This is a genomic window from Janthinobacterium sp. PLB04, assembly GCF_021165895.1.
GTDB classification, from domain to species: Bacteria; Pseudomonadota; Gammaproteobacteria; order Burkholderiales; family Burkholderiaceae_D; genus Janthinobacterium; species Janthinobacterium lividum.
Window position 1 is genome coordinate 174,540 of record NZ_CP088968.1, and the last position, 22,776, is coordinate 197,315.

The 22,776-nt window shown below is 60.4% G+C and carries 18 protein-coding genes and 1 other annotated feature; of the genes, 12 read left to right on the top strand and 6 right to left on the bottom strand.

Going from position 1 to position 22,776, the window contains the following annotated elements:
- Positions 1 to 10: 10 nt before the first annotated feature.
- The 4 genes from LSO07_RS00700 (at position 11) to LSO07_RS00715 (ending at position 3,858) form a co-directional block, all read left to right on the top strand.
- Positions 11 to 2,359: a Tex family protein gene (locus LSO07_RS00700; protein WP_034780972.1), complete on the top strand. Its 2,349-nt coding sequence runs from the start codon at positions 11 to 13 to the stop codon at positions 2,357 to 2,359.
- A 4-nt stretch (positions 2,360 to 2,363) separates the two neighbouring features.
- Positions 2,364 to 2,834, top strand: a complete 471-nt coding sequence (locus tag LSO07_RS00705) for a GNAT family N-acetyltransferase (RefSeq protein WP_151091791.1) — start codon at positions 2,364 to 2,366, stop codon at positions 2,832 to 2,834.
- Between the two features lie 105 nt (positions 2,835 to 2,939).
- Positions 2,940 to 3,251, top strand: coding sequence for a Grx4 family monothiol glutaredoxin (grxD, locus tag LSO07_RS00710; RefSeq protein WP_010402157.1), 312 nt, complete (start codon positions 2,940 to 2,942; stop codon positions 3,249 to 3,251).
- Positions 3,244 to 3,858 (top strand): UbiX family flavin prenyltransferase, encoded by a 615-nt coding sequence (locus tag LSO07_RS00715; protein ID WP_151091793.1) that lies wholly within the window; start codon positions 3,244 to 3,246, stop codon positions 3,856 to 3,858. The genes grxD and LSO07_RS00715 overlap by 8 nt, the downstream gene beginning before the upstream one ends.
- A gap of 24 nt (positions 3,859 to 3,882) precedes the next feature.
- Here the strand turns inward: LSO07_RS00715 and LSO07_RS00720 are convergent, their stop codons facing one another.
- The gene (locus LSO07_RS00720) at positions 3,883 to 4,209 is read right to left on the bottom strand and encodes a hypothetical protein (protein ID WP_151091795.1); all 327 of its coding nucleotides are present in this window, start codon (positions 4,207 to 4,209) and stop codon (positions 3,883 to 3,885) included.
- 89 nt (positions 4,210 to 4,298) lie between these two features.
- Positions 4,299 to 4,706, bottom strand: coding sequence for a hypothetical protein (locus tag LSO07_RS00725; protein ID WP_034753756.1), 408 nt, complete (start codon positions 4,704 to 4,706; stop codon positions 4,299 to 4,301).
- Between the two features lie 706 nt (positions 4,707 to 5,412).
- Here LSO07_RS00725 and LSO07_RS00730 point away from each other — a divergent pair.
- The 6 genes from LSO07_RS00730 (at position 5,413) to LSO07_RS00755 (ending at position 12,095) form a co-directional block, all read left to right on the top strand.
- Positions 5,413 to 5,817 (top strand): MerR family transcriptional regulator, encoded by a 405-nt coding sequence (locus LSO07_RS00730; protein ID WP_034780980.1) that lies wholly within the window; start codon positions 5,413 to 5,415, stop codon positions 5,815 to 5,817.
- Between the two features lie 138 nt (positions 5,818 to 5,955).
- Entirely contained in the window at positions 5,956 to 7,140 is a 1,185-nt protein-coding gene (locus LSO07_RS00735) for an isovaleryl-CoA dehydrogenase (RefSeq protein ID WP_070260712.1), read from the top strand.
- Positions 7,141 to 7,193: 53 nt separating this feature from the next.
- Positions 7,194 to 8,993 (top strand): bifunctional isocitrate dehydrogenase kinase/phosphatase, encoded by a 1,800-nt coding sequence (gene aceK, locus LSO07_RS00740; RefSeq protein WP_099390103.1) that lies wholly within the window; start codon positions 7,194 to 7,196, stop codon positions 8,991 to 8,993.
- Positions 8,990 to 10,186 (top strand): acetyl-CoA C-acyltransferase, encoded by a 1,197-nt coding sequence (locus LSO07_RS00745; RefSeq protein WP_070260716.1) that lies wholly within the window; start codon positions 8,990 to 8,992, stop codon positions 10,184 to 10,186. Before aceK ends, LSO07_RS00745 begins: the two co-directional genes overlap by 4 nt.
- A 74-nt stretch (positions 10,187 to 10,260) precedes the next feature.
- Complete coding sequence (locus LSO07_RS00750) at positions 10,261 to 10,929, top strand: SDR family oxidoreductase (protein WP_151091797.1); 669 nt, start codon at positions 10,261 to 10,263, stop codon at positions 10,927 to 10,929.
- A 38-nt stretch (positions 10,930 to 10,967) separates the two neighbouring features.
- On the top strand, positions 10,968 to 12,095 hold the full coding sequence (locus tag LSO07_RS00755; protein ID WP_151091799.1) for an acyl-CoA dehydrogenase family protein: 1,128 nt from the start codon (positions 10,968 to 10,970) through the stop codon (positions 12,093 to 12,095).
- Between the two features lie 471 nt (positions 12,096 to 12,566).
- Here the strand turns inward: LSO07_RS00755 and LSO07_RS00760 are convergent, their stop codons facing one another.
- The 4 genes from LSO07_RS00760 to LSO07_RS00775 all read right to left on the bottom strand — a co-directional run bounded on the left by LSO07_RS00760 (position 12,567) and on the right by LSO07_RS00775 (position 19,502).
- Positions 12,567 to 13,460: a YihY/virulence factor BrkB family protein gene (locus tag LSO07_RS00760; protein WP_099395801.1), complete on the bottom strand. Its 894-nt coding sequence runs from the start codon at positions 13,458 to 13,460 to the stop codon at positions 12,567 to 12,569.
- An 87-nt stretch (positions 13,461 to 13,547) separates the two neighbouring features.
- Positions 13,548 to 14,627: a S66 peptidase family protein gene (locus LSO07_RS00765; protein ID WP_151091801.1), complete on the bottom strand. Its 1,080-nt coding sequence runs from the start codon at positions 14,625 to 14,627 to the stop codon at positions 13,548 to 13,550.
- Between the two features lie 89 nt (positions 14,628 to 14,716).
- Entirely contained in the window at positions 14,717 to 17,470 is a 2,754-nt protein-coding gene (locus LSO07_RS00770) for a TonB-dependent receptor (protein WP_225317137.1), read from the bottom strand.
- Between the two features lie 220 nt (positions 17,471 to 17,690).
- The gene (locus LSO07_RS00775; RefSeq protein WP_151093930.1) at positions 17,691 to 19,502 is read right to left on the bottom strand and encodes an ABC transporter substrate-binding protein; all 1,812 of its coding nucleotides are present in this window, start codon (positions 19,500 to 19,502) and stop codon (positions 17,691 to 17,693) included.
- A 217-nt stretch (positions 19,503 to 19,719) separates the two neighbouring features.
- Between LSO07_RS00775 and LSO07_RS00780 the strand changes: the two genes are divergently transcribed.
- Positions 19,720 to 20,958 carry a nucleoside recognition domain-containing protein gene (locus tag LSO07_RS00780; RefSeq protein WP_034753725.1) on the top strand — a complete coding sequence of 413 codons (1,239 nt, stop codon included), beginning with the start codon at positions 19,720 to 19,722 and terminating at the stop codon, positions 20,956 to 20,958.
- 8 nt (positions 20,959 to 20,966) lie between these two features.
- Complete coding sequence (gene dacB / locus LSO07_RS00785) at positions 20,967 to 22,469, top strand: D-alanyl-D-alanine carboxypeptidase/D-alanyl-D-alanine endopeptidase (RefSeq protein ID WP_151091803.1); 1,503 nt, start codon at positions 20,967 to 20,969, stop codon at positions 22,467 to 22,469.
- Between the two features lie 219 nt (positions 22,470 to 22,688).
- Positions 22,689 to 22,776: a sequence feature (5S ribosomal RNA rRNA prediction is too short), on the bottom strand.

Consider the following 22,776-nt stretch of genomic DNA (forward strand, 5'->3'; position numbering starts at 1 on the left):
GGAAACAACCATGCTGCCCACTATCGAACAACGTCTTGCCCTTGAACTTGCCGCCAAACCGGTGCAGGTTGCCGCCGCCATCGAACTGCTCGACGAAGGCGCCACCGTGCCCTTCATCGCCCGTTACCGCAAGGAAGCGACCGGCGGTCTCGACGATATCCAGCTGCGCCTGCTCGAAGAGCGCCTGCGCTACCTGCGCGAGCTGGAAGAGCGGCGCGCCGCCATCGTGGCGTCGATCACGGAACAGAACAAGATGACGCCCGAATTGCTCGACGCCGTCATGCACGCGGAAGACAAGACGCGCCTGGAAGATTTGTATCTGCCCTACAAGCAAAAGCGCCGCACGAAGGCGCAGATCGCCATCGAAGCGGGCCTGATGCCGCTGGCCGACGGCTTGCTGGACAATCCCGAACTGACGCCGGAAATGGAAGCGGGCAAGTTCCTGCGCGACGCGTTTACGAGTGCCGACGGCAACAATCCGGGCGTGGCGGACACCAAGGCGGCCCTCGACGGCGCGCGCCAGATTTTGATGGAGCGCTTTGCCGAAGACGCAACGTTGCTGCAAACCTTGCGCGAATACGTGCAGGAACATGGCATCGTCGAATCGAAAGTGGTGGAAGGCAAGCAGGACGAAGGCGAAAAATTCGCCGATTATTTCGATTACTCGGAAACCATTTCCACAGTCCCCTCGCACCGCGCCCTGGCCCTGCTGCGCGGCCGCCGCGAAGGCATCCTCGACGTCACCCTGCGCCTGGACACGGAAGCGGAAAAACCGAAATGGGATGCGCCGCACAATCCGTGCGAAGGCCGCATCGCCGCCCGCTTCGGCATCAAGCAACAAGGCCGTCCGGCCGACAAATGGCTGGCCGACACGGCGCGCTGGACCTGGCGCGTGAAAAGCTTCATGCACCTGGAAACGGAACTGATGGGCGCCCTGCGCGAGCGCTCGGAACTCGACGCCATCAATGTGTTCGCCACCAATCTGAAAGCGCTGCTGCTGGCCGCGCCGGCCGGTCAGCGCGCCACCATGGGCCTCGATCCTGGCTTGCGCACGGGCGTGAAAGTGGCGGTCGTCGATGCCACCGGTAAAGTGGTCGACACGGCCGTGATCTATCCGCACCAGCCGAAGAACGACTGGGATGGCTCGCTGCATACGCTGGGCCGCCTGGCCGCCAAGCACAATGTGTCGCTCATTTCCATCGGCAACGGCACGGCCTCGCGCGAGACCGACAAGCTGGCGCAGGATTTGATCAAGCAGCATCCGGAAGCGAAGATGACGAAGATCGTCGTCTCGGAAGCGGGCGCTTCGGTGTATTCGGCGTCCGAATTCGCCTCGAAAGAGTTGCCGGACATGGATGTGTCCCTGCGCGGCGCCGTGTCGATTGCGCGCCGCCTGCAAGACCCGCTGGCCGAACTGGTCAAGATCGACCCGAAATCGATCGGCGTGGGCCAGTACCAGCATGACGTGAGCCAAAGCCAGCTGGCGCGTTCGCTCGATGCCGTGGTGGAAGATTGCGTGAATGCCGTGGGCGTGGACGTGAACACGGCGTCGGCGCCCCTGCTGGCGCGCGTCTCCGGCCTGTCGGCCAGTGTGGCGCAAAGCATCGTCACCTACCGCGACATGAAGGGCGCGTTCACCTCGCGCGCAGCCTTGAAAGCCGTGCCGCGCCTGGGCGATAAAACGTTCGAACAGGCCGCCGGCTTCCTGCGCGTGATGGGCGGCGACAATCCGCTGGACGCCTCCGCCGTCCACCCGGAATCGTACCCGCTGGTGGAAAAGATCCTGGCCGATATCAAGAAGGATATCAAGGCTGTCATCGGCGAAACGGCGCTGCTGAAAACCTTGAGCCCGGCAAAGTACGCGGATGAAACCTTCGGCGTGCCGACCATTTCCGACATCCTGAAGGAACTGGAAAAGCCGGGCCGCGACCCGCGTCCGGAGTTCACCACCGCCACCTTCAAGGAAGGCGTGGAAGAAATCCGCGACTTGCGCCCGGACATGATCCTCGAGGGCGTGGTCACCAACGTGGCCGCCTTTGGCGCCTTTGTCGATATCGGCGTGCACCAGGATGGCCTGGTGCACATCTCGGCCCTGTCGAACACGTTCGTGAAAGATCCGCACACGGTGGTCAAGGCGGGACAAGTCGTCCGCGTCAAAGTGCTGGAAGTCGATGAAAAGCGCAAACGCATCGCGCTGACCATGCGCCTGACGGATAGCGCGCCGCAAGCGGGCAGCAAGCCCGAGCAAAAGGGCGACCGTAACGACCGCCGCAGCATGGCGCAGCATCAGTCGCAGTCGCGCAACGCGCCCGAGCCGGCCGGCAGCATGGCCGCCGCGTTCGCCAAGCTGCGCGGTTAAGTCCATGGCCGCCGGGCATGACCTCGTCATCCTGGCGGTGGACGCCGCCAGCATGGAGGCGCAGCTGCTGCTCGATGAATTGTCGGATACGCTGCTGCGCATCAATGGCGACAGCGGCCGCTCTTCCTTCGATGTCGAAGCGACAACCTTGCGCGGCGGCTTTTACCTGGCGCGCAACGCCGCCGGTGACCTGCTGGGCTGTGCCGCCCTGCGGCCGCTGGGCGAAGCGGACAGCACCATAGGCGAGCTCAAGCGCATGTATGCACGCCCTGGCGCCGCCGGCGTGGGCGCGGCCCTGCTGGCCCATGTAGAGGCGCAGGCGCGCCAGCATCACTACCATGCCCTGCACCTGTCCACCCGCGTGGCAAATGGCCGCGCCGTGGCGTTTTATGCCAAACACGGCTATGCACCCGTCATTGCCTGGGGTAAATACGTGGGCGCTGCACAATCGGTGTGCCTGGGCAAGACCTTATAAGCCCCAGCGTGGCTGACTTGCCCGATTTATGACTTGAGCGCATACCCGTGCCGGCGTTTTCTTATAAAATGACGGCATCTATTTATTTACCCATCAGAGGCAGCTATGAGCGACGTACAAACCTGGATCAAAGAAACCGTGACGAGCACACCAGTCGTGCTGTTCATGAAGGGCACGGCCCAGTTCCCGCAGTGCGGCTTTTCCGGCCGCGCCATCCAGATCCTGAAAGCATGCGGCGTGGAAAACATCGCCACCGTCAACGTGCTGGATGACCCGGAAGTACGCCAAGGCATCAAGGATTACTCGAACTGGCCTACCATTCCGCAGCTGTATGTCAAAGGCGAGTTCATCGGTGGTTCCGATATCATGAATGAAATGTTTGAATCGGGCGAACTGAAGTCCCTGCTGGATGCCTGATAGCCAGCTTGCGCGGTCGCGCCGTATCGTCGTGGCCATCACGGGCGCCACGGGCGCCGTGTATGGCTTGCGGCTGCTGCAATTGCTCGGCGCCATCCCTGGCGTCGAGACGCATCTGGTCTTGTCCGATGCGGCCGTACTAACCCTGCACCAGGAAACAGGCGTGGGGCGCAAGGAAATCGAAGCGCAGGCGCACGTGGTGCACAAACTGCGCGACATCGGCGCAAGCATCGCCAGCGGCTCGTTTCAATCGGATGGCATGGTCATCGCACCGTGCTCGATGAAGACCCTGGCGGCCGTGGCCCATGGCTTGTCGGATAATTTGATCACGCGGGCAGCCGATGTGGTGCTCAAGGAGCGCCGCCGCCTGATCCTGATGGTGCGCGAAACGCCGTTCAACCTGGCGCACCTGCGCAATATGACAGCCGTGACCGAAATGGGCGGCATCATCTTCCCGCCCTTACCAAGCTTTTATCACCACCCGCAGAGCATTGCAGAAATGGTCGACCATACGGTGGCGCGCGTCATCGACTTGCTGGGCATCGAGCACAGCCTGGCACCGCGGTGGAATGGTTTGAAAACCCCCAGCGACGGCACGCCTGGCTAGCCCTCTCCGCTTGCTACCGCCAATTCAACGCTTCTCAAACTGAACGGCACTTGCCTGCTTCAAATCCCTGGCTTCTTCAACCATCCTGCGGTGGGCGATCCGTTTGCGCATCACTTCCGCATGTTGCGCGGCAGTCATGGGGGGCACGGTCATCAAGTCCTTCAGCTGCGCGGTATTGCTGTAGTTACTTTTCATAAGACGGCTCAAATGCTCGGCTCCGTAGTGGATGAACTGGCTGCTTCTGATGTGATTATGCGCTGGTATTGGCCGCTGCGCCGCCGCGAGCGGGATTATTGTTAAATAATTCCGCTGCAGCGCAACATGCGAGGTCTTATTGTGCGGCAAAATCATGTCTCCAGTATGACGTTGCGCAAATAAAAGGACAGGGAGAGCACCGTCAGCGAAAGGCGGACGGCGCCGGCCGGGGATGGCCTGAATGCTTACTTTTGGTAGTTGACTCTGACCAGCATGCGAATAAATTCTCGCGCGATTTGACGATGATGTTCATCTAATCTTTGCAAATCGGCAATTAATTTCACATCGGCGGACTCAAAACGCGACAAAGCGCTGCCCGCTTCGCCATTCGGCGTGGCGCTTTCCGGACCACCAAAACGCAACCATTCCGCTGGAACGCCCAACCATTGGGCAATCATGCGCAATTTCTCTTGCGTCGGAATTGCTTCACCTACTAACCATTTCCTAGCTGCATGCACGGTAATCGGGCGCCCGTCGAAACGGATATTGAATTCCCGGGCCAGTCTGGTCGGGCTGTCTGGAGAATAATGGGCGTTTTTGAGAGCCAACTGAAGTCGCTGGCTGAAGCTTTCGCGTTCGTTAGAAGAATTCATAGGTGTACTATTTCATGTTGTAACATGAAAGTCAGTTTCTTGAATGACCATACAGATTGTTACATTTGAAAAGAGTATAAATTAACAATTAACACTCCAGCCGGGCTTTTCAGGTGAAAAAGTGGGCCAAATTTTCTCTTGCGATTCTGCGTGGCTTCGGGTCAAATTCGCGGCTAGCCTTGATTTTCGCACTGCAGCACGATTCAAAGCCTCGGTTTGGCATTACAACGTACGGTATCGGATAATGCCCTTCTCTACCGATACACGCAATGCCCATGTCATACAATTTCTTGTAGACAAAGTTTTCAGAAGGGCCATTTTGTTTCCAACATGGAAACGATATGAACGACGTACTCATAGTGAAACGTTGTTTTTTGATCGTGCCGGCTGGAAAGAATCTGTGCCTGAAAATTTTACTGCCATCGCAGCGAAAAGAATGTCGCTGTTATGCCAGGAAAGCTCTTTTTGGTGTCATCTTGGCCACCAACTCTCGATCTTAAGCGTGTTTGCGCAAGAAGAATCAATTTATTTTCAGTAATTGTTGCCTTATTCGCCAAATCCCCCCAATCACGCCTTTCTTTGTTGCAGCACGGGCAGGGCACGCTACAATAGTATTGACGTTGACGTAAACGGCACTTTGCCACCCATTACCCTGCAGCACCCATCCAGCGACCGACCACCCATGCAACCGACACCGCCCGCAGCAATGACGACCTATACCATTACCGAACTGGCGCGGGAATTCGACATCACGGCGCGCGCCATCCGTTTCTATGAAGACCAGGGCTTGCTCAGCCCGAAACGCGAAGGCGCCGGCGGCCGCAGCCGCGTCTATACGCCGCGCGACCGCACCCGCTTGAAACTGACCCTGCGCGGCAAGCGCCTGGGCCTGGCGTTGTCGGAAATCAAGAGCCTGGTCGACATGTACGAGTCGCCGAAGGACACGCGCGCGCAGATGGACCGCTTCCTGGGTGTGCTGGCGCAGCACCGGCAGACGCTGGAGCAACAGCGCATCGATATCGAAATGGCGCTGGCGGAAATCAGCGCGCATGAAGACGCTTGCGCGCGCATGCTGGCGGACTTGAGCCTTGATAAGGCGCAAACAAACTAGGTATCCATGCGGCGGCGCTTGCCGCGCAGCGCTTTACGCGTATCGCTTTACGTTTACGTAAACGTCACAACTGAGTATCATAGCTTCACTGACCCGGCATCCCATGACCGCCACACTTATAACGACGACGAGGACGACATGCTCCATCTCCCAGGCTTGACCTTTGACCACGGCGACGACATCGCCTCCCTGCGCGAAGCGATCCAACAATTTGCCGCCGCCGAAATCGCGCCGCGCGCGGCCGAAATCGACCGCACGGACCAGTTCCCCATGGACCTGTGGCGCAAGATGGGCGACATGGGCTTGCTCGGCATCACCGTCAGCGAAGAATACGGCGGCGCCGGCATGGGCTACCTGGCGCACATCATCGCCATGGAAGAGATCTCGCGCGCCTCGGCCTCCGTCGGCCTGTCCTACGGCGCCCACTCGAACCTGTGCGTCAACCAGATCAAGCGCAACGGCACGGCCGAGCAAAAAGCCAAATACCTGCCGAAACTGATCACGGGCGAGCACATCGGCGCCCTGGCCATGTCGGAGCCGAATGCGGGCTCGGACGTCGTCAGCATGAAGCTGCGCGCCGACTTCAAAGGCGACCGCTGGGTCTTGAACGGCACCAAGATGTGGATCACCAACGGCCCCGACGCGGACGTGCTGGTGGTGTACGCGAAAAACGACCTGGAAGCGGGTCCGCGCGGCATGACGGCGTTCCTGATCGAAAAGAATTTCAAGGGCTTTTCCATCGCGCAAAAACTCGACAAGCTGGGCATGCGCGGCTCGCACACGGGCGAACTGGTATTCCAGGATTGCGAAGTACCGGCCGAAAACGTGCTGGGCGGCCTGGGCAAGGGCGTCAACGTGCTGATGTCGGGCCTCGACTTCGAGCGCACCGTGCTGTCCGGCGGTCCGCTGGGCATCATGCAGGCTTGCATGGACTTGGTCGTGCCTTACGTGCATGATCGCAAGCAATTCGGCCAGCCCATCGGCGAATTCCAATTGATGCAGGGCAAACTGGCCGATATGTATTCGACCATGATGGCGTGCAAGGCCTATGTGTATGCAGTGGGCCAGGCTTGCGACCGCGCCACCACGCCGGAAGCCGTGCGCCAGCTGCGCAAGGATGCGGCCGGCGCTATTCTGTATAGTGCGGAGAAGGCAACCTGGATGGCAGGCGAAGCGATCCAGGCCCTGGGCGGCAACGGCTACATCAATGAGTATCCGGCCGGCCGCCTGTGGCGCGATGCCAAGCTGTATGAAATCGGCGCAGGGACCAGCGAAATCCGCCGCATGCTGATAGGCCGCGAACTGTTTGCGGAAACCAAGTAAGTACGGGCGCGCGATTATCGACTGGGTGATGAGCTATTCATGCGAGCACAGATATGACGCACATTGCCTTCCCCAAATTGCTCTCTTCCCAGATTGCATTCGATATCGCGCGCACCATCCGCGACGGCTTCGACAAGCATTACCGTTTGTTCCGCGAAACCAGCCAGCACGCCAAGCAGTATTTCGAGCAGGGCGCCTGGGCCGCGGCACAGACGGCGGCCCGAGAACGCATCGACTTTTATGACAAGCGCGTGCAGGAATGCGTGCAGATGCTCGAAGATGAGTATGAAGAGTCGGAGTTGAGCGATGAAGTGTGGCGCGAACTCAAGCTGCACTACATCGGCATGCTGACGGAACACAAGCAGCCGGAACTGGCGGAAACCTTCTTCAATTCCGTCTGCTGCAACATCCTGCACCGCACGTATTTCAATAACGACTATATTTTCGTGCGCCCCGTCGTGTCCACGGAATACATCGAAACGCAAGACCCGGCCCCCACCTACCGTGTGTATTACCCCGGCCAGGATGGCTTGCGCCACACCCTGACGCGCATGGTGACGGACTTCCAGTTGGGCTGCGCATTTGCCAACCTGGAGCGTGATGTGGCCCAGGTGGAAGCGCGGTTGCAGCAGCTGTTCGGCGGCGACCGGCTGGAGCCGAACCACCAGATCCAAGTCTTGACCAGTTTGTTCTACCGCAACAAGGGCGCCTACCTGGTCGGCAAGGGCATCAACGGCAACCGCGAATACCCGTTTGTCGTGCCGATCCTGCACAACCGCCACGGCAAGCTGGTGCTCGACACGGTGCTGTTCGAGCACCAGCAGATCGCCGTGCTGTTTTCGTTCACGCGTGCCTATTTCCTGGTCGATATGGAAGTGCCATCGGCCTATGTGCAATTCCTGCGCAGCTTGCTGCCGCGCAAACCGCGCAGCGAAATTTATACGATACTGGGCCTGCAAAAACAGGGCAAGACGCTGTTTTACCGCGACTACCTGCAGCATTTGAAACACTCGTCGGACCACTTTGAAAGCGCACCCGGCATCCGCGGCCTGGTGATGCTGGTGTTTGCCCTGCCGTCGTTTCCGTATGTCTTCAAGGTCATCAAGGATTTCTTCCCGCCGCCCAAGGAAACGACGCGCGCGCAAGTCCAGCAAAAGTATTTGCTGGTGAAACACCACGACAGGGTGGGCCGCATGGCCGACACGCTCGAGTATTCCAACGTGGCCTTTCCCCGCGCCCGTTTTGCCGAGGAATTGCTGGCCGAGCTGAAACAGTTCGCCCCCTCGCTGATCGAAGAAGACCACGAGCAGATCATCATCCGCCACCTGTACATCGAGCGGCGCATGGTGCCGCTGAACATGTGGCTGAGCAATGCCGAGAAAGAAGGCCGCGATGACCTGGTCGAACACGCCATCGTCGAGTACGGCAACGCCATCAAGGAGTTGGTAGCGGCAAATATTTTCCCGGGCGACATGCTGTATAAAAACTTTGGCGTGACCCGTCATCAGCGTGTCGTTTTTTACGATTACGATGAAATCGAGTACATCACCGATTGCCAGTTCCGCGTCATCCCTGAAGCGCGCACGGAGGAGGAAGAAATGTCGGCCGAACCGTGGTATCCCATCGGCAAACACGATGTGTTTCCCGAACAATTTGGCACCTTCCTGCTGGGCAATCCCCGCATCCGCACCTATTTCATGCAGCACCATGCCGACCTGCTGACGGCGCAATATTGGCAGGCGCGCAAGCAGCGCATCGAAGACGGCCATATCGAGGACGTCTTCCCTTATCCGCAGCACCTGCGTTTTTGTATGCAGTCACCATCCCCACCCTTAACCGGAGATCCAACATGAATGATCCAGTCGTAATCGTCGGTGCCGCGCGCACCCCCATGGGCGCCTTCCAGGGCGACTTTGCCAACGTCACCGCCAGCGACCTGGGCGCCGTGGCCATCCGCGCCGCCGTCGAACGGGCCGGCGTGGCCCCCGATGCCGTTGAACACGTGTATTTCGGCAATTGCCTGATGGCTGGCCAGGGCCAGGCACCCGCGCGCCAGGCCTTGCGCAAGGCTGGCTTGCCCGATTCCACGGGCGCGGTGACCCTGTCGAAAATGTGCGGCTCGGCCATGCAGACGACCATGTTCGCGCACGACACCTTGCTCGCCGGCAGCGCCGACGTGGTGGTGGCGGGCGGCATGGAATCGATGACCAACGCCCCCTACCTGGTGCCGAAGGCGCGCGGCGGCTACCGCATCGGCCACGGCATGATCTATGACCACATGATGATGGATGGCCTGGAAGACGCCTACAGCCGCGATGAAAAGGGCAATGCGCGCTCGATGGGCACGTTTGCAGAAGAGTGCGCCAGCCAGTACCAGTTCACGCGCGAAGCGCAGGATGCGTTTGCCATCGAATCCGTCAAACGCGCGCAAGCGGCCACCAAGGATGGCAGTTTCGAATGGGAAATCGTGCCCGTGACCGTATCCGGCCGTGGCGGCGACACCATCGTCAGCATCGATGAAGGCCCGCAAAAGGCCCGCCTGGAAAAAATCCCGACCTTGAAGGCGGCCTTCAAGAAGGATGGCACCATCACGGCCGCCTCGTCTTCGTCGATCAACGATGGCGCGGCAGCCCTGGTGCTGATGCGCGAATCGACGGCGAAAAAACTCGGCTGCACCGTCATCGCGAAAATCCATGGCCACGCCACGCATGCGCAGGCGCCGAACGAATTCACCACGGCCCCTATCGGCGCGGTGAAAAAACTGTACGCGAAAACGGGCTGGAGCAGCAGCAATGTGGACTTGTTCGAGATCAATGAAGCGTTCGCGGCCGTACCGATGGCCGCCATGCACGACCTCGACATTCCGCACAGCAAGATCAACATCCACGGCGGCGCGTGCGCGCTGGGCCACCCGATCGGCGCCTCGGGCGCGCGCATCATCGTCACCCTGCTGGGCGCCTTGAAAAAAACCGGCGGCAAACGCGGCGTGGCAGCCCTGTGCATCGGCGGCGGCGAAGCGACGGCGATGGCGATCGAACTGGTATAAGCTCTTCCTGAGCACGGGCGCGCACCGCAGTTCACGGTGCGCGCCCTTTCATTTTATTTTCAGGGAGAAAACATATGCCTACCGCATTGATCATCGGCGCCTCGCGCGGCATCGGCCACGAGCTCGTCCGTCAATACCGCCACGATGGCTGGCGTGTCATCGCCACGGCCCGCACACCGGACGCCTGCGACGCCCTCGCACAACTGGGCGCGGAAGCGCACCAGCTCGACGTGACAGACGTGGAAGGCTGTGCCGGCCTGGGCTGGAAGCTCGACGATGAAAAGCTCGACGTGGCCATCCTCAACGCGGGCGTGTACGGCCCCCGCCACGACGGTTTCCCCGCGCAAGCCGATTTCGACCTCGTCATGCACACCAACGTGCTGGCGGCCATGCGGCTGCTGCCGCTCCTGGCGCCGCTGGTGGCCAACGCGAAAGGCAAACTGGCCGTGCTGTCCTCGCACATGGGTTCCCTGAGCGAGCGGGGCAATCCCACCGGTTCGCTGTACCGCGCCAGCAAGGCGGCCCTGAATTCCGTGCTGATCGACACGGCCCTCGTGCATGGCCCGCAAGGCGTCAGCTGCGTGGCTTTCCACCCGGGCTGGGTACGCACGGACATGGGCGGCGCCGGTGCGGATATTTCGCCCGAGCAAAGCGCTGCCGGCATCCGCGCCACCCTGGCCAGTCTGCCGGCCACGGACAAGGCCGTGTTCCGCAACTACGATGGCAAGCCCATAGCCTGGTAATTCCCGCATCCACTATAAAAAATACGAGACGACGTCCCATGATACTCAATGAAGAACAGACCATGATCCAGGAAGCGCTGCGCAGTTTTTCGCGCGAGCGCCTGGCGCCCAACGCGGCCCGCTGGGACAAGGAACATCATTTCCCGAAAGAAGAATTGCAGGAACTGGCCGCGCTGGGCGCCTTTGGCGTGGCCGTGCCGGAAGCGCTCGGTGGCGCCGGCCTCGACTACGTGTCGCTGGCCCTGGTGCTGGAAGAAATCGCCGCCGGCGATGGCGGCACCTCGACCATCATTTCAGTGAATAATTGTCCCGTGTGCAGCATCGCCATGATGTACGCCAACGATGCGCAAAAGGAACAATGGCTGCGTCCACTGGCGCAAGGCGCCATGCTGGGCGCATTTTGCCTGACGGAACCGCACACGGGCAGCGACGCCTCGGCCCTGCGCACGACGGCCACGCTTGACGACAATGAATACGTCATCAACGGCACCAAGCAATTCATTACCAGCGGAAAATATGCGGACGTGGCCATCGTCATGGCCGTCACCGACAAGGCGGCCGGCAAGCGCGGCATCAGCGCCTTCTGGGTGCCGACGAACACGCCCGGCTACATCGTGGCGGGACTGGAACAGAAGATGGGCCAGCATTCGTCGGACACGGCGCAGATCCTGTTCGAGAATTGCCGCATCCCGGCGGAAAATCTGATCGGCGAAGAAGGACAAGGCTACAAGATCGCCCTGTCCGGCCTGGAAGGCGGACGCATCGGCATCGCCTCGCAAGCCGTGGGCATGGCGCGCGCCGCCTATGAAGCGGCCCTGAGCTATGCGCGCGAGCGCGAGAGTTTCGGCAAGCCCATCTATGAGCACCAGGCCGTGCAATTCCGCCTGGCCGACATGGCCACGCAAATTGAAGCGGCGCGCCAGCTGATCCGCCATGCGGCTGCCATGAAGGATGCGGGCCTGCCCTGCCTGAAGGAAGCGGCCATGGCCAAGCTGTTTGCGTCGGAAATGGCGGAAAAAGTGTGCTCGGACGCCATCCAGGTACACGGCGGCTACGGCTATGTGTCCGACTTCCCCGTCGAACGCATCTACCGCGACGTGCGCGTGTGCCAGATTTATGAGGGAACCAGCGATATTCAGAAGATACTCATCGCCAGAGCCTTATAAAAGCAGTAGAAGTCTCGGCGCCTTGAGCAACCGTAGCGAGCAAGCTCGATATCGGCTTGAGTAACGCAGCCGTACTTAAGTACGGCGAGTAACGCCGAGTCGAGAGCGGGCGGCGCAGTAGGTTGCTCAACGCGCCAGCCACAGACGAAAAAAAAGCCCGCTAGCGCGGGCTTTGTTCCAATGTATTACCAATGCTTTAATCGTGTCATGGACGCCAGTGCTATCTGCAAAGTGCCTCCTGATTTTCGGACTCCCATGCTATCTGCATGGTGACTCCAAGTGTAAAATCGACCATCGTATCCGGAATTACAAAATCCATTTCTTCGCACTGTCACGCCATCGACATTACACCTGTCGGTCGCCGCGCTGAAACTGGATGGTGAGATGATTTGCTGCCAAATCTCAATCACTGAACGGAGTATAACACAGCTTTTTGTGCAGTGCAATAATGAATTGAAGCCATACCTTAAATCAAGTCCTTAGCGCCAGCGGTTTGTCCTCTTGCCCGCCGCGGGCCACTCTTTCGTATTCGGAAATCACTTGCGCGCCCAGCAGCAACAGGGTGGCGCCGATTTCCAGGCTGAACATGACGACGATGGCCGTCGTCATCGAGCCATACACGATGTTGACCTGCGACAAGGTGGAAAAATACCAGACCAGCACGTGGCGCGCGATTTCCCACAAGAGGGCCGCCGTCACGCCGCCGATCAGCGCATGCGTAATCGATAATCTGCCGACCGGCATGACCAGGTAAATCGAGCTGAGCACCAGGATTTCACCCGCCAGCCCCAGCAGATACAACAGCACGCCGGACACCCCTTCCAAGCCCCAGTCATGGCGCAGGAAGCGCACGCTTTCCTCGCCCATCACCTGCAAGCCGCCCGCCACCAGGGTGATCAGCAAAATGCCGACACCCAGGCACAGGATGTAGCAGTACGGCAGCACGGCGGAAATGAGGAAATGGCGGCGGCGGATGGCCACGCGGTGAATGAAAATCACGCTCATGGCGTTTTCCAGCACGGTAAACGCCAGCGAGCTGAAGAACAGCATGGTCAGCAGCAAGAGCCAGCCGATCACGCCCCGGTTGTCGAGAAAATGCGCAATCTCGCCCACGATGGCTTTCGATTGCCCCGGCACCAGCCATTCCAGGTAATGGCCTATGGTTTGCAGCAATTCGTCCTGCGCGATCACGTGCGACAGGGCCACCACCACCAGCATCAGCAGGGGCACGATGGAGAGCAGCGAGTAATACGCGACGGCGCCCGCCAGCAGCAGGCCCTGGTTGGCGCGGAAACCCTTCAGCACCTGCAGCGTGAAGGCCAGCGGGTGGCTGAGGATGTAGGTACTGGCGTGGCGGTTGATCATGTCGGGTGCGGTGAAGAAGGCGGCGCGGCCTCGTGCCGCGCCTGCAATCACACTAGCATACTGACAATCGCCCCGCTGCACCGTACGCTAGCAGACGGCCGGCTCCAACAAGGTCAGGGTTTGCCGGTCCGCATCCAGGGTCGCCAATATGCCCATCGGTATCGTGAACTGGTGGCGGATGTGGCCAAACGAATAGCCGCTGACAGCCGGCACGCGTAAAGGCTGCAAATGCTGGTCCAGGGTAGCATCGAGGGTCAGCGCGGTGTCGCCCTCGGCCGCCTCGCAATGCTCGAAGATGCCCAGCATCAAGGCCGCAGCCTTGTTGAAGCCCACGGACAGGTCGAGCTGGCACAGCATGCGGTCGATACGATAGGGCACTTCGTTGATTTCTTCGAGGAACAAAATATGCTTGCGGAAATCGGCCGCATACGGCGTGCCCGCCAGCGCGCTGACCATGCACAGGTTTCCACCCGTCAAGCGCCCCGTCGCCTGGCCGCCGTGCACGGTGCGGATGGCAAAGTTAGCGTGCGTCTGCGCGCGGCGGTGATTGTCCAGCGCCATCGGGATCGTATAGCTGTCTTGCGGCGTCATCAGCACGTTTTGCAGCTGCGTCACAGTGTAATCGGAAAACGTGGACGAGGCCACGGGGCCGTGGAACGTCACCAGGCCCGTCTGGCGGCCGATGGCCAGGTGCAGGGCCGTGATGTCGGAATAGCCGATCAGCACTTTCGGATTCGCGCGGATCAAGGCATAGTCGAGCAGCGCCAGCAGCGAAATGCAGCCGGAGCCGCCGCGGATGGCCCACACGGCCTTGACTTCCGGATCGCGAAACGCCGCGTGCAGGTCGTCCAGGCGCTGCTGCACCGTGCCCGCATAGTTGCCGTGCACGGCGCGAATATTCGCGCCCAGGCTGGCGCGCAAGCCCAGCGATTCGATATTGCGTACGGCCTTGGCGATGGCGTCCTCATCCGTAAAACCGCCCGGTGCGATGATGGCGACCAGATCGCCGTCGCGCAGGCGCGCCGGCTTGATCAATGCGTGTTGCTGTTGCATGCGTTTGCCCTTCCCTTGCGCGGCCGCCGCCCACGCCGGTGTGCTGGCCGCCCCCAGGGTGGCGGCCAGCAAGCCGCCGAAGCGGCGCCGGCTGAGATTGGTCTGACTGGACATGCGGCCCTTTCCTGGAATAAAAAACGGCGACGCCAGGCGCCGCCGCACGAGATTAGCATGCCAGCGGGATCACCGCCGGCATGGCTGCCTTACATGAACTTGTACTTCAGCTGGAACGACAGCGAACGGCCACGCGGGTCGGCCACGCGCGGGTCCCAGCCGGCGCCCACCACTTCATCCACGTTGTGCGCGGTGAACGGCGGATCGCGGTCGAACAGGTTCTGGATACCCACGGTAATCGTCGTATTTTTGAAGCCCGTGTACGTGCCCGACAAGTTATACGTGGTGTAGCTGGACACATCCGGCTTGAAGCCTGGCGGCGGCGTACCCTTGCCGCCATTCGGCACCTGGTCCTTGTAGCCCGACGAAAAACTCTGGATCAGCAAGCCGCTCCAGTCGCCGCGCGACACGCCGAAGCTGGCGTTGTGTTTCCAGCGCAGGTACAGGTCGCGCGTATAAAACTTGCCGACCAGTTCCTGGTATTCCTGGCCTTGATATTCCGCGAACTTGAAGCTGTCCATATACGTGCCGTCCAGGGTCGCCGTCCATTTCGCGTCCTGGATCTTGCCCTCGCCGCGCAAGCCCACGTCGAGGCCGCGCACGCGGCTGCCTGCCGCATTGATCCAGCCCGCCTGCACGTACTCGATGGTGCCGTCCGGATTGCGGTGGATGTACTGGTTCAGTGCCTGGTAGTTGGTCAGCACGATTTGCGGCGTGCGGTTCAGGATGCGATCCTTGGTATTGATGGCCCAGTAGTCGAACGAGGCCGAATATCCCTTGAAGGGCTCGATGACAAAACCGACGCTGCCCTGCTTCGACGTTTCCGGCTTCAGGTTCGTGTTGCCGCCCGTCTTGTAGTCGAGGCGGTCGATGGCGCAGTACTCGGGCACGCCCGGATGCTTGGCGCAGCCTTCCTGGTCGATCACGCCGTTCGGCAATTCCTGGCTCAGCGAGCCGGAGTACAGCTGCTGGAAGCTTGGCGCGAGGAAACCCTTGCTGGCCGAACCACGGAACAGCAGGAAATCCGTTGGCTGGTAACGGAAAGCCACTTTCGGATTTGTCGTCGCGCCTACCAGGCTGTAATCATCGCGGCGGATGGCCAGCTGCATTTCCAGGTCCTTCGTGACCGGCACCAGCAATTCGGCATACACGGCCTTGACGGTACGGCTGGCATCTTTCAATGCGGCATTGCCTGGCGCCAGCAGGATCTGGATGGCGTCGACATCTTGCCCGAAGCTGTAACCTTCGCGGCGCAAGTCAAAACCGGCTGCCATGGCCAGCGCACCGGCCGGCAGCTGGAACAGCTCGCCCGAAACGGAACCGTCGATCTGCGTCAGGGTTGTCTTGCCATGTTGGAAGTCGCCACGGAACTTGGTCGATTCGATCAATTGCTTGGCCGCTTCCGTCTGGCTCTGACCGGCGCCCACCCATGGATTGATGATGCCCGTCGCCAATGCCGCGTACAGCTTGTCCGTATAGGAATAGCCATCCGTCAGCTTGGTCTTGGTGCTGCTTTCGGCGCGCGAAATGCCGGCCTTGTAATCCCACTTGCCAAAGTTCCCCTCAAAGCCCACCAGCACGCGGGCATTGTCGGTGGTGTTTTCCTGCGTGCGGTTACCCACGTCATTGGCGCGCCATTTGTAGGAAATCGGCTTGGTCTTGTCGAACGAGGGGATGTAGGCCGACAGGTCCTGGTAGTACGCGCCACCGACCGGATACAGATTCTTGTTGGCGACGGTCGCCTGCACCTGCATCGGCGTCAAGATGGCCGTGGCCTTGGTGCGCGAACCGAGCACTTCGACGAACATGCGGTGGTCGGGCGCCAGCTGGAACGTACCGCGCGACAACAGATTGGCCCGTTCGACGGGGAATTGCAGCACATAGTCGGCGCCATAGTCGTAGGCGCAGGAATATTTGGTGCGCAGCGGCGAGGTCACGTCTTTCCACAGCTCCGTCTGGTACTGCGACATGCCGGCGATGCTGTCGCACTTGCCCTGGAAGCTCAACGGATTGGCTTGCAGGTATTTATTCGCATCGCCAGGCAGCTGGAACGAGGCGCCCAGCGCCGTGCCGGCACCCGCCATCTGGTTGGCGAACGGCGTGCCCGTGGTATCGGGCGACAGGCCGCGGCCCGGCTGGTAGCCGTTGACGAAGGAGCGGTCGCTGCCGTTCAGGCGCTGCGCCTTGTCGACGGTCAGGCTGGCCATGATGTTATAGCGATCGCTTTCCAGCGAGCCCGTGCCGGCCAGCAGCGAAGCGCGGCGCGTGGCGCCGCCGCCTGCCTGCGTGTCGTTGGTGGAGACGGACGCTTCCACGCCGCTGTAATTGGTTTTCAGAATGAAATTGATCACGCCGCCGATGGCATCCGTGCCGTAGATGGCCGAGGCGCCATCCTTGAGAATTTCCACGCGCGAGATCGCGCCCAGCGGAATGGAGTTCAGGTCGACCGACTTGCCGCTGGCGCCATGCGTGGCGATGCGGCGGCCGTTCAACAGCACCAGGGTGCTCGATGGACCGAGGCCGCGCAGCGAGGCGAACGAGGCGCCGCCGCTGACCCTGTCGGCATCCGCGCCAAACACGTTATTGCCCGAAGTCATGTTATCGGCGCCCGTGCCATTCGCCGACAGCGTACGCACCAGTTGCTCGGTCGTCGTGATGCCCTGCTTTTCGATCTGTTCAAACGAAATGACTTGCACCGGCAGCGCGCCTTCCTTGGCGACGCGTTTGATGCTGCTGCCCGTGACTTCGACCCGTTGCATTGCTGGCGCCGCCGCTTCCTGTGCCATCACCGGCCCCACCACCCCCATCAATGCCACCAATTGCGCTAGCTTCTTCAATTTCACGGGTCTCTCCTTTATTTGGGCAATCGAAACTTGAGTTCTCAAGTCAGGCTGTTTTTTTCACGTCGCAACTGTCTGTCTCGCAGTACATTTTTTTATGACATTTGCGCATGACTTTATTTGTTTTCATTTTCAGAGTAGCGCGATGCATCCGGGCCCAGCCAATGAAAAATGCTTTCCTAACCATAACTTTTTGGAATGAATGCCCTTTTCAGTGACATGGTCACTTGCCTGCGGGGCTAGCCCTGCTTTTATCCACGTCCAGATAGCGCCAGGACGTGAATTCCACGGGGTGGCGCCTGTAGTTTTTTAGCCACGGTTGTTGCAGGTCGGCAGAGATGGGATGCGTCAGCAACACCCACGGCGTGTAGGCGTGGATCAGCTGAAACAGGTCGAAGTACAGACTGCGTCGGCGCGGCGTATCGGATAGCAGGCGCGCCTCCTCATAACGTTTATTGTAATCGGGCAAATTGAAGCGGGCATAGTTGGCGCGGCCAACGTTGCCGCCATACAACAATTGCATAAAGTTATCGCCATCGGGAAAGTCGGCGATCCAGTTGGTCTCGAACATCTGCACCTTGCCAAGGCGCGACGCCTTGATGATTTCCGTCTTCTTGTCGCTTTTAAATTCCACGCGCACGCCGATGGCGTTCAGGTTGCGGCGCCACAATTCATCGCGCAAGCGGCCCACCGTGCTCGGTTCCGTGTGCATGGTCAAGACCAGGGGCGTGCCATCCGGCCGGGTGCGAAAACCATCGGGACCCGCCTTGTAGCCGAAGCGGTCCAGCAAGGCGCGCGCCAGCACGGGATCGTAGCCAACGGGGCTGCGGTAGAGCTTGTCGTAACCGAGCACATTTGGCGGCAGCGGCGACTGGGCCGGCAAGGCCAGCCCCTTTTTCAACAGCGCGATATCTTCGCGGCTGTTATAGCTGAGGGCGATGGCGCGCCGCAGGGCCAGCTTGTCCTTGCTCGTGCCGCCCAGCACGGGATCGTCCATATTCATCCACATGTAATACGTTTGCAGCACGGGAAAGCGCGTCAGCTGCAGACCCTTGGCAAGCAATGCCGGTTTCAGCGCGCCATTTTCCAGCACCATATCCGTCATCGATTCCGGCACTTGTTCCAGGTAGTCGAATTCGCCTTTCAGGAAACCCAGCATGCGCGATTGATATTCCTCGACGATGCGCACCTCGATGCGCTCGACCAGCGGTAATTGCTTGCCTTCCAGCGCGGTGGCGACGGCACGTGCATCCAGCGGCAAGGCGGCCAGCGCCTTGGCCTCCGTATGAAACACGGTGGCACGGAAAGTCGGGTTGGCTTGCAGCACAATCTTGTCGCTGCGTTTCCATTCCTTCACCAGGAACGGCCCCGTGCCCACGGGGTGATTACCGATCTGCCCTGCCGCCGGGTACGCTTCAGCCACTTCGCGCGCCACCACCGCTGTCGCCGGCATCGCCAGGTAAAACAGGAAGTTCGGATCGACGCCGTTCAGGCGGATGCGCAGGGTGTATTTGTCCAGCGCCTGCAAGCCGGCGATCGGCGTGTCATAGCTGAATTTTGTTTTCAGGGCCGCATCACCCACCAGCTTGTCTTCCAGCAAGAACAACCACGGCGACTTCAGGCTGGGGTCATACAGCCGCGTCAGGCTGTACACATAATCCTGCGCCGTCACTTCGCGCGGCTGGCCCTTGAAGGCGGGATCGGGTGTAAAGAAAATGCCGGGCTGCAAGTGAAAGATATACGTGCGTCCGCCATCTTCCACGGTCGGCAAGCCGCGCGCCGTGTTGCCCTGCAGTTGCACCGGGCGCGCCAGGTAGTCATAGCGCAAGAGCGGGTCGAAGATGTTTTCCATCAAGTTCAGGCTGGCCAGGTCCGATGCCACGGCCGGGTCCAGGCCCGTCTCGCTGGTGCTCAAAAACAAGTGCAGGGTCTTGCCGGCGCGCGCTGCCACAGCATCGGCGGCGGCATGAACGGGCGCGGTAAAGAGCGTCAACAGGGCCAGGCCGGCGGCGCAGGCGGTTTTACGTAAAAACATCATCAGTGATCCAGTGCAGACAAAGGTAAGGAACAGCGCTAAGCGACAGGCATCCCCCACACTACGCGGGCAAGCGACGGGGCGCCAATGAAAACAGGCTGCCAGCTTATAACTTTTTGGCATGCGATTGCTGCATTCTTTCATCAACTCGTATCGGGCTGCCCCTATACTTTGTTTGCAGACATTTTTCACTCCCGACACACAGAACTGATCGCATATGGCACTTAATTACATCTGGTCCGGCTTTTTCCTCGTTGGCTTCCTGGCCGCAGTGCTGCAGTGGCTGTTTCTCGGCGATACCGATATCTTCAAGCGCATCATCGATGGCACCTTCGAGACGGCGCGCATGGGCGTGATGGATATCGCCCTGCCGCTGGCCGGCGTGATGACCTTATGGCTCGGCATCATGAACATCGGCGAAAAGGCGGGCATCGTCGGCTGGCTGGCGAAAGTGATCGCCCCCTTCTTTTCGCGCATCTTCCCGGAAATTCCGAAAGACCATCCGGCCACGGGCCACATGGTGATGAATTTCTCGGCCAACCTGCTGGGCCTGGACAATGCGGCCACGCCGTTCGGTTTAAAGGCCATGGAAAGCCTGCAAACCTTGAACCCGAACAAGGAAGAGGCGACGAATGCGCAAATCATGTTTTTGGTGCTGCACACCTCGGGCCTGACCCTGATTCCGCTGGCCATCATGGCGCAGCGCTCCATCCTCGGCGCGGCAGACCCCTCCGATATCTTTATTCCCTGCATGATCGCCACCTATGTGGCCACCATGGTCGGCATCATCACGGTCTCCATCAAGCAGCGCATCAACTTGCTCAACCGGGTCGTGCTGGGCTGGATGGGCGGCATGACGAGCGCCATCGTCGCCATGATCTGGTACTTTACGCAATACCTGACGAAACAGGAAATCGAGCTGGTGTCCAAAGTGGTCAGCAACCTGGTATTGATCAGCGTGATTGCCATATTTATTATTGGCGCGCTGCGCAAGAAAGTGAACGTGTACGACGCCTTCATCGAAGGAGCAAAAGGCGGCATCCAGACGTCGATCACCGTGATTCCCTACCTGGTAGGCATGCTGGTAGCCATCAGCGTAATCCGCAATGCGGGCGTGTTCAATTTCCTGATGAGCGGCATGAACTGGTTCTTCGCCAACCTGGGTATCAATACGGACTTCGTGCCCGCCTTGCCGACCGCCATGATGAAGCCGCTCAGCGGCTCCGGCTCGAAGGCCATGATGATCGATGCCATGAATACCTACGGTGTCGACTCCTTCGTCGGCCGCCTGGCCTGCGTCTTCCAGGGCTCGGCCGACACCACCTTCTATATCGTGGCCCTGTACTTCGGCTCGGTGGGCATCCGCAAGACGCGCTATGCCATCACGGCCGGCCTGATCGCGGATCTGGCTGGCGTGATTACCGCCGTCTTCGTTGCCTACGTCTTTTTCCACTAAGGAGCACCATGTTACGTCCTGTTCTGATGGCTGCGCTGTTGGCGGGTCTGGGCCTGTCGACCGCCCACGCGCAATTGCCCGAATCCGTCAGCCTGCTGCTGCGCAGCGCAAATATTCCGGAAGACGCCATGGGCGCCATCGTCTTGCGCGGCAACGCCACCGTGCTGTCGCATGGGGCCGAGCGCAGCATGCAGCCCGCGTCCACCATGAAGCTGGTGACGACGGCCGTGGGCCTGGAGCAGCTGGGCCCCATCTTTCGCGGCCGCACGGAGTTGCGCACCAGCGCCGATGTCATCAATGGCGTGCTGAAAGGCGACTTGATCCTGCGCGGCGGCGCCGACACGGATTTCAATGCGGACGTACTCGCGCACATGCTGCAAACCCTGCGCAACCAGGGCATCGTCAAAATCAAGGGAGATCTGATCCTCGACCGCCAGCTGTTCCAGCCGGCGCGGCCCGATATCGGCGCAGCACCGTTCGACGAATCCGCCGAATTCCGCTACAACGTCATTCCCGATGCCTTATTGCTGAACACCAATCTGCTCGATATCAACATGAACTCGACGGAGCGGCAATTGAGCATCCTGATGCAGCCGCCGCTCGAAAATGTCAGCATCACGAGCGACATGAAACTGGTCAAGGGCAGTTGCGCCAGATGGGAAGACGGCTGGCGCCCGCCCGAATACCGGCGCGATGCGGGCGGCAAGCTGCAGGTGATTCTGCACGGCACCTTCCCGCAGAATTGCAGCAAGGCCACCAGTATCAACGTGCTCGACCGCAACGATTATGCGGACCGTTTGTTCCGTGCCACCTGGAAACGCCTGGGCGGCACAATCACTGGCACGGTGCGCGAAGCGCCGGCAACAGGCTTGCCGCCAACGGCCGAACCCGTCGGCACGCGCATGCTGGCCGACCACGTGGCGCGCGCCTTGCCCGAGGTCTTGCGCGATATCAACAAGACCTCCGACAACACCCTGGCCCGTACCTTGTTCCTGAGCCTGGGCAGTTTGCAGAGCGATGGCTGGTTAGGCAGCCGCCCCGTCGCCATGGCGGTGCCGGAAGACACGGCCAGCCGGGCACGGCAAGTCATCCAGGAATGGTTCCAGCGGCACAATATCGATACCCAAGGCATGCTGGTCGACAACGGTTCCGGCTTGTCGCGCACGGGACGCATTGCACCAGCGCAAATGGCTGGTGTCTTGCAGGCGATGCAGCAAAGTCCGTGGGCGCCCGAGTTCCAGTCCAGCCTGCCCATCGTCGCGCTGGACGGCACCATGCGCAAGCGCCTATTGAACAGCCCGGCCGCCGCGCGGGCCCGCATCAAGACGGGAACGTTGAAGAATGTCGTCGCCATCGCCGGCTATGTGCCCGACGCCAACAACCAGCTGTGCGTGGTGGTCGCCATGATCAATAGCGACCTGGTGGGCAATGGCAACGGCCGCGCAGCGGTCGATGCGCTGATTGAGTGGGTCGCCAGGAGCGGTGCCACGCCGGTAGTGGCCGGCCAATAAAGCCAAGAAGAAGGCAGCGCGCAGCGCTGCCTTTTTTTACGCCTGCTGAACCGCCGGGGTCAGACCCTCCACACCGCCAACGCCAGATTCGACGCCAACGCGCGAGGGGTCTGACCCCAGCCTTTGCTGTTGGGTTGCCCCGTCAATGTCCAGACGAAAAAAAACCCCACCATTGCTGGCGGGGTTTTTCTCTTACTGCGAATAACAAGCCTGACGATAACCTACTTTCACACTGGTTGCAGCACTATCATCGGCGCAAAGTTGTTTCACGGTCCTGTTCGGGATGGGAAGGGGTGGGACCAACTTG

What these genes read in the sequence shown, in the direction of transcription:
- LSO07_RS00700 (WP_034780972.1), top strand. Translation starts at nt 11, where the DNA reads ATGCTGCCCACTATCGAACAACGTCTTGCCCTTGAACTTGCCGCCAAA.
- LSO07_RS00705 (WP_151091791.1), top strand. Translation starts at nt 2,364, where the DNA reads ATGGCCGCCGGGCATGACCTCGTCATCCTGGCGGTGGACGCCGCCAGC.
- grxD (WP_010402157.1), top strand. Translation starts at nt 2,940, where the DNA reads ATGAGCGACGTACAAACCTGGATCAAAGAAACCGTGACGAGCACACCA.
- LSO07_RS00715 (WP_151091793.1), top strand. Translation starts at nt 3,244, where the DNA reads ATGCCTGATAGCCAGCTTGCGCGGTCGCGCCGTATCGTCGTGGCCATC.
- LSO07_RS00720 (WP_151091795.1), bottom strand. Translation starts at nt 4,209, where the DNA reads ATGATTTTGCCGCACAATAAGACCTCGCATGTTGCGCTGCAGCGGAAT.
- LSO07_RS00725 (WP_034753756.1), bottom strand. Translation starts at nt 4,706, where the DNA reads ATGAATTCTTCTAACGAACGCGAAAGCTTCAGCCAGCGACTTCAGTTG.
- LSO07_RS00730 (WP_034780980.1), top strand. Translation starts at nt 5,413, where the DNA reads ATGACGACCTATACCATTACCGAACTGGCGCGGGAATTCGACATCACG.
- LSO07_RS00735 (WP_070260712.1), top strand. Translation starts at nt 5,956, where the DNA reads ATGCTCCATCTCCCAGGCTTGACCTTTGACCACGGCGACGACATCGCC.
- aceK (WP_099390103.1), top strand. Translation starts at nt 7,194, where the DNA reads ATGACGCACATTGCCTTCCCCAAATTGCTCTCTTCCCAGATTGCATTC.
- LSO07_RS00745 (WP_070260716.1), top strand. Translation starts at nt 8,990, where the DNA reads ATGAATGATCCAGTCGTAATCGTCGGTGCCGCGCGCACCCCCATGGGC.
- LSO07_RS00750 (WP_151091797.1), top strand. Translation starts at nt 10,261, where the DNA reads ATGCCTACCGCATTGATCATCGGCGCCTCGCGCGGCATCGGCCACGAG.
- LSO07_RS00755 (WP_151091799.1), top strand. Translation starts at nt 10,968, where the DNA reads ATGATACTCAATGAAGAACAGACCATGATCCAGGAAGCGCTGCGCAGT.
- LSO07_RS00760 (WP_099395801.1), bottom strand. Translation starts at nt 13,460, where the DNA reads ATGATCAACCGCCACGCCAGTACCTACATCCTCAGCCACCCGCTGGCC.
- LSO07_RS00765 (WP_151091801.1), bottom strand. Translation starts at nt 14,627, where the DNA reads ATGTCCAGTCAGACCAATCTCAGCCGGCGCCGCTTCGGCGGCTTGCTG.
- LSO07_RS00775 (WP_151093930.1), bottom strand. Translation starts at nt 19,502, where the DNA reads ATGTTTTTACGTAAAACCGCCTGCGCCGCCGGCCTGGCCCTGTTGACG.
- LSO07_RS00780 (WP_034753725.1), top strand. Translation starts at nt 19,720, where the DNA reads ATGGCACTTAATTACATCTGGTCCGGCTTTTTCCTCGTTGGCTTCCTG.
- dacB (WP_151091803.1), top strand. Translation starts at nt 20,967, where the DNA reads ATGTTACGTCCTGTTCTGATGGCTGCGCTGTTGGCGGGTCTGGGCCTG.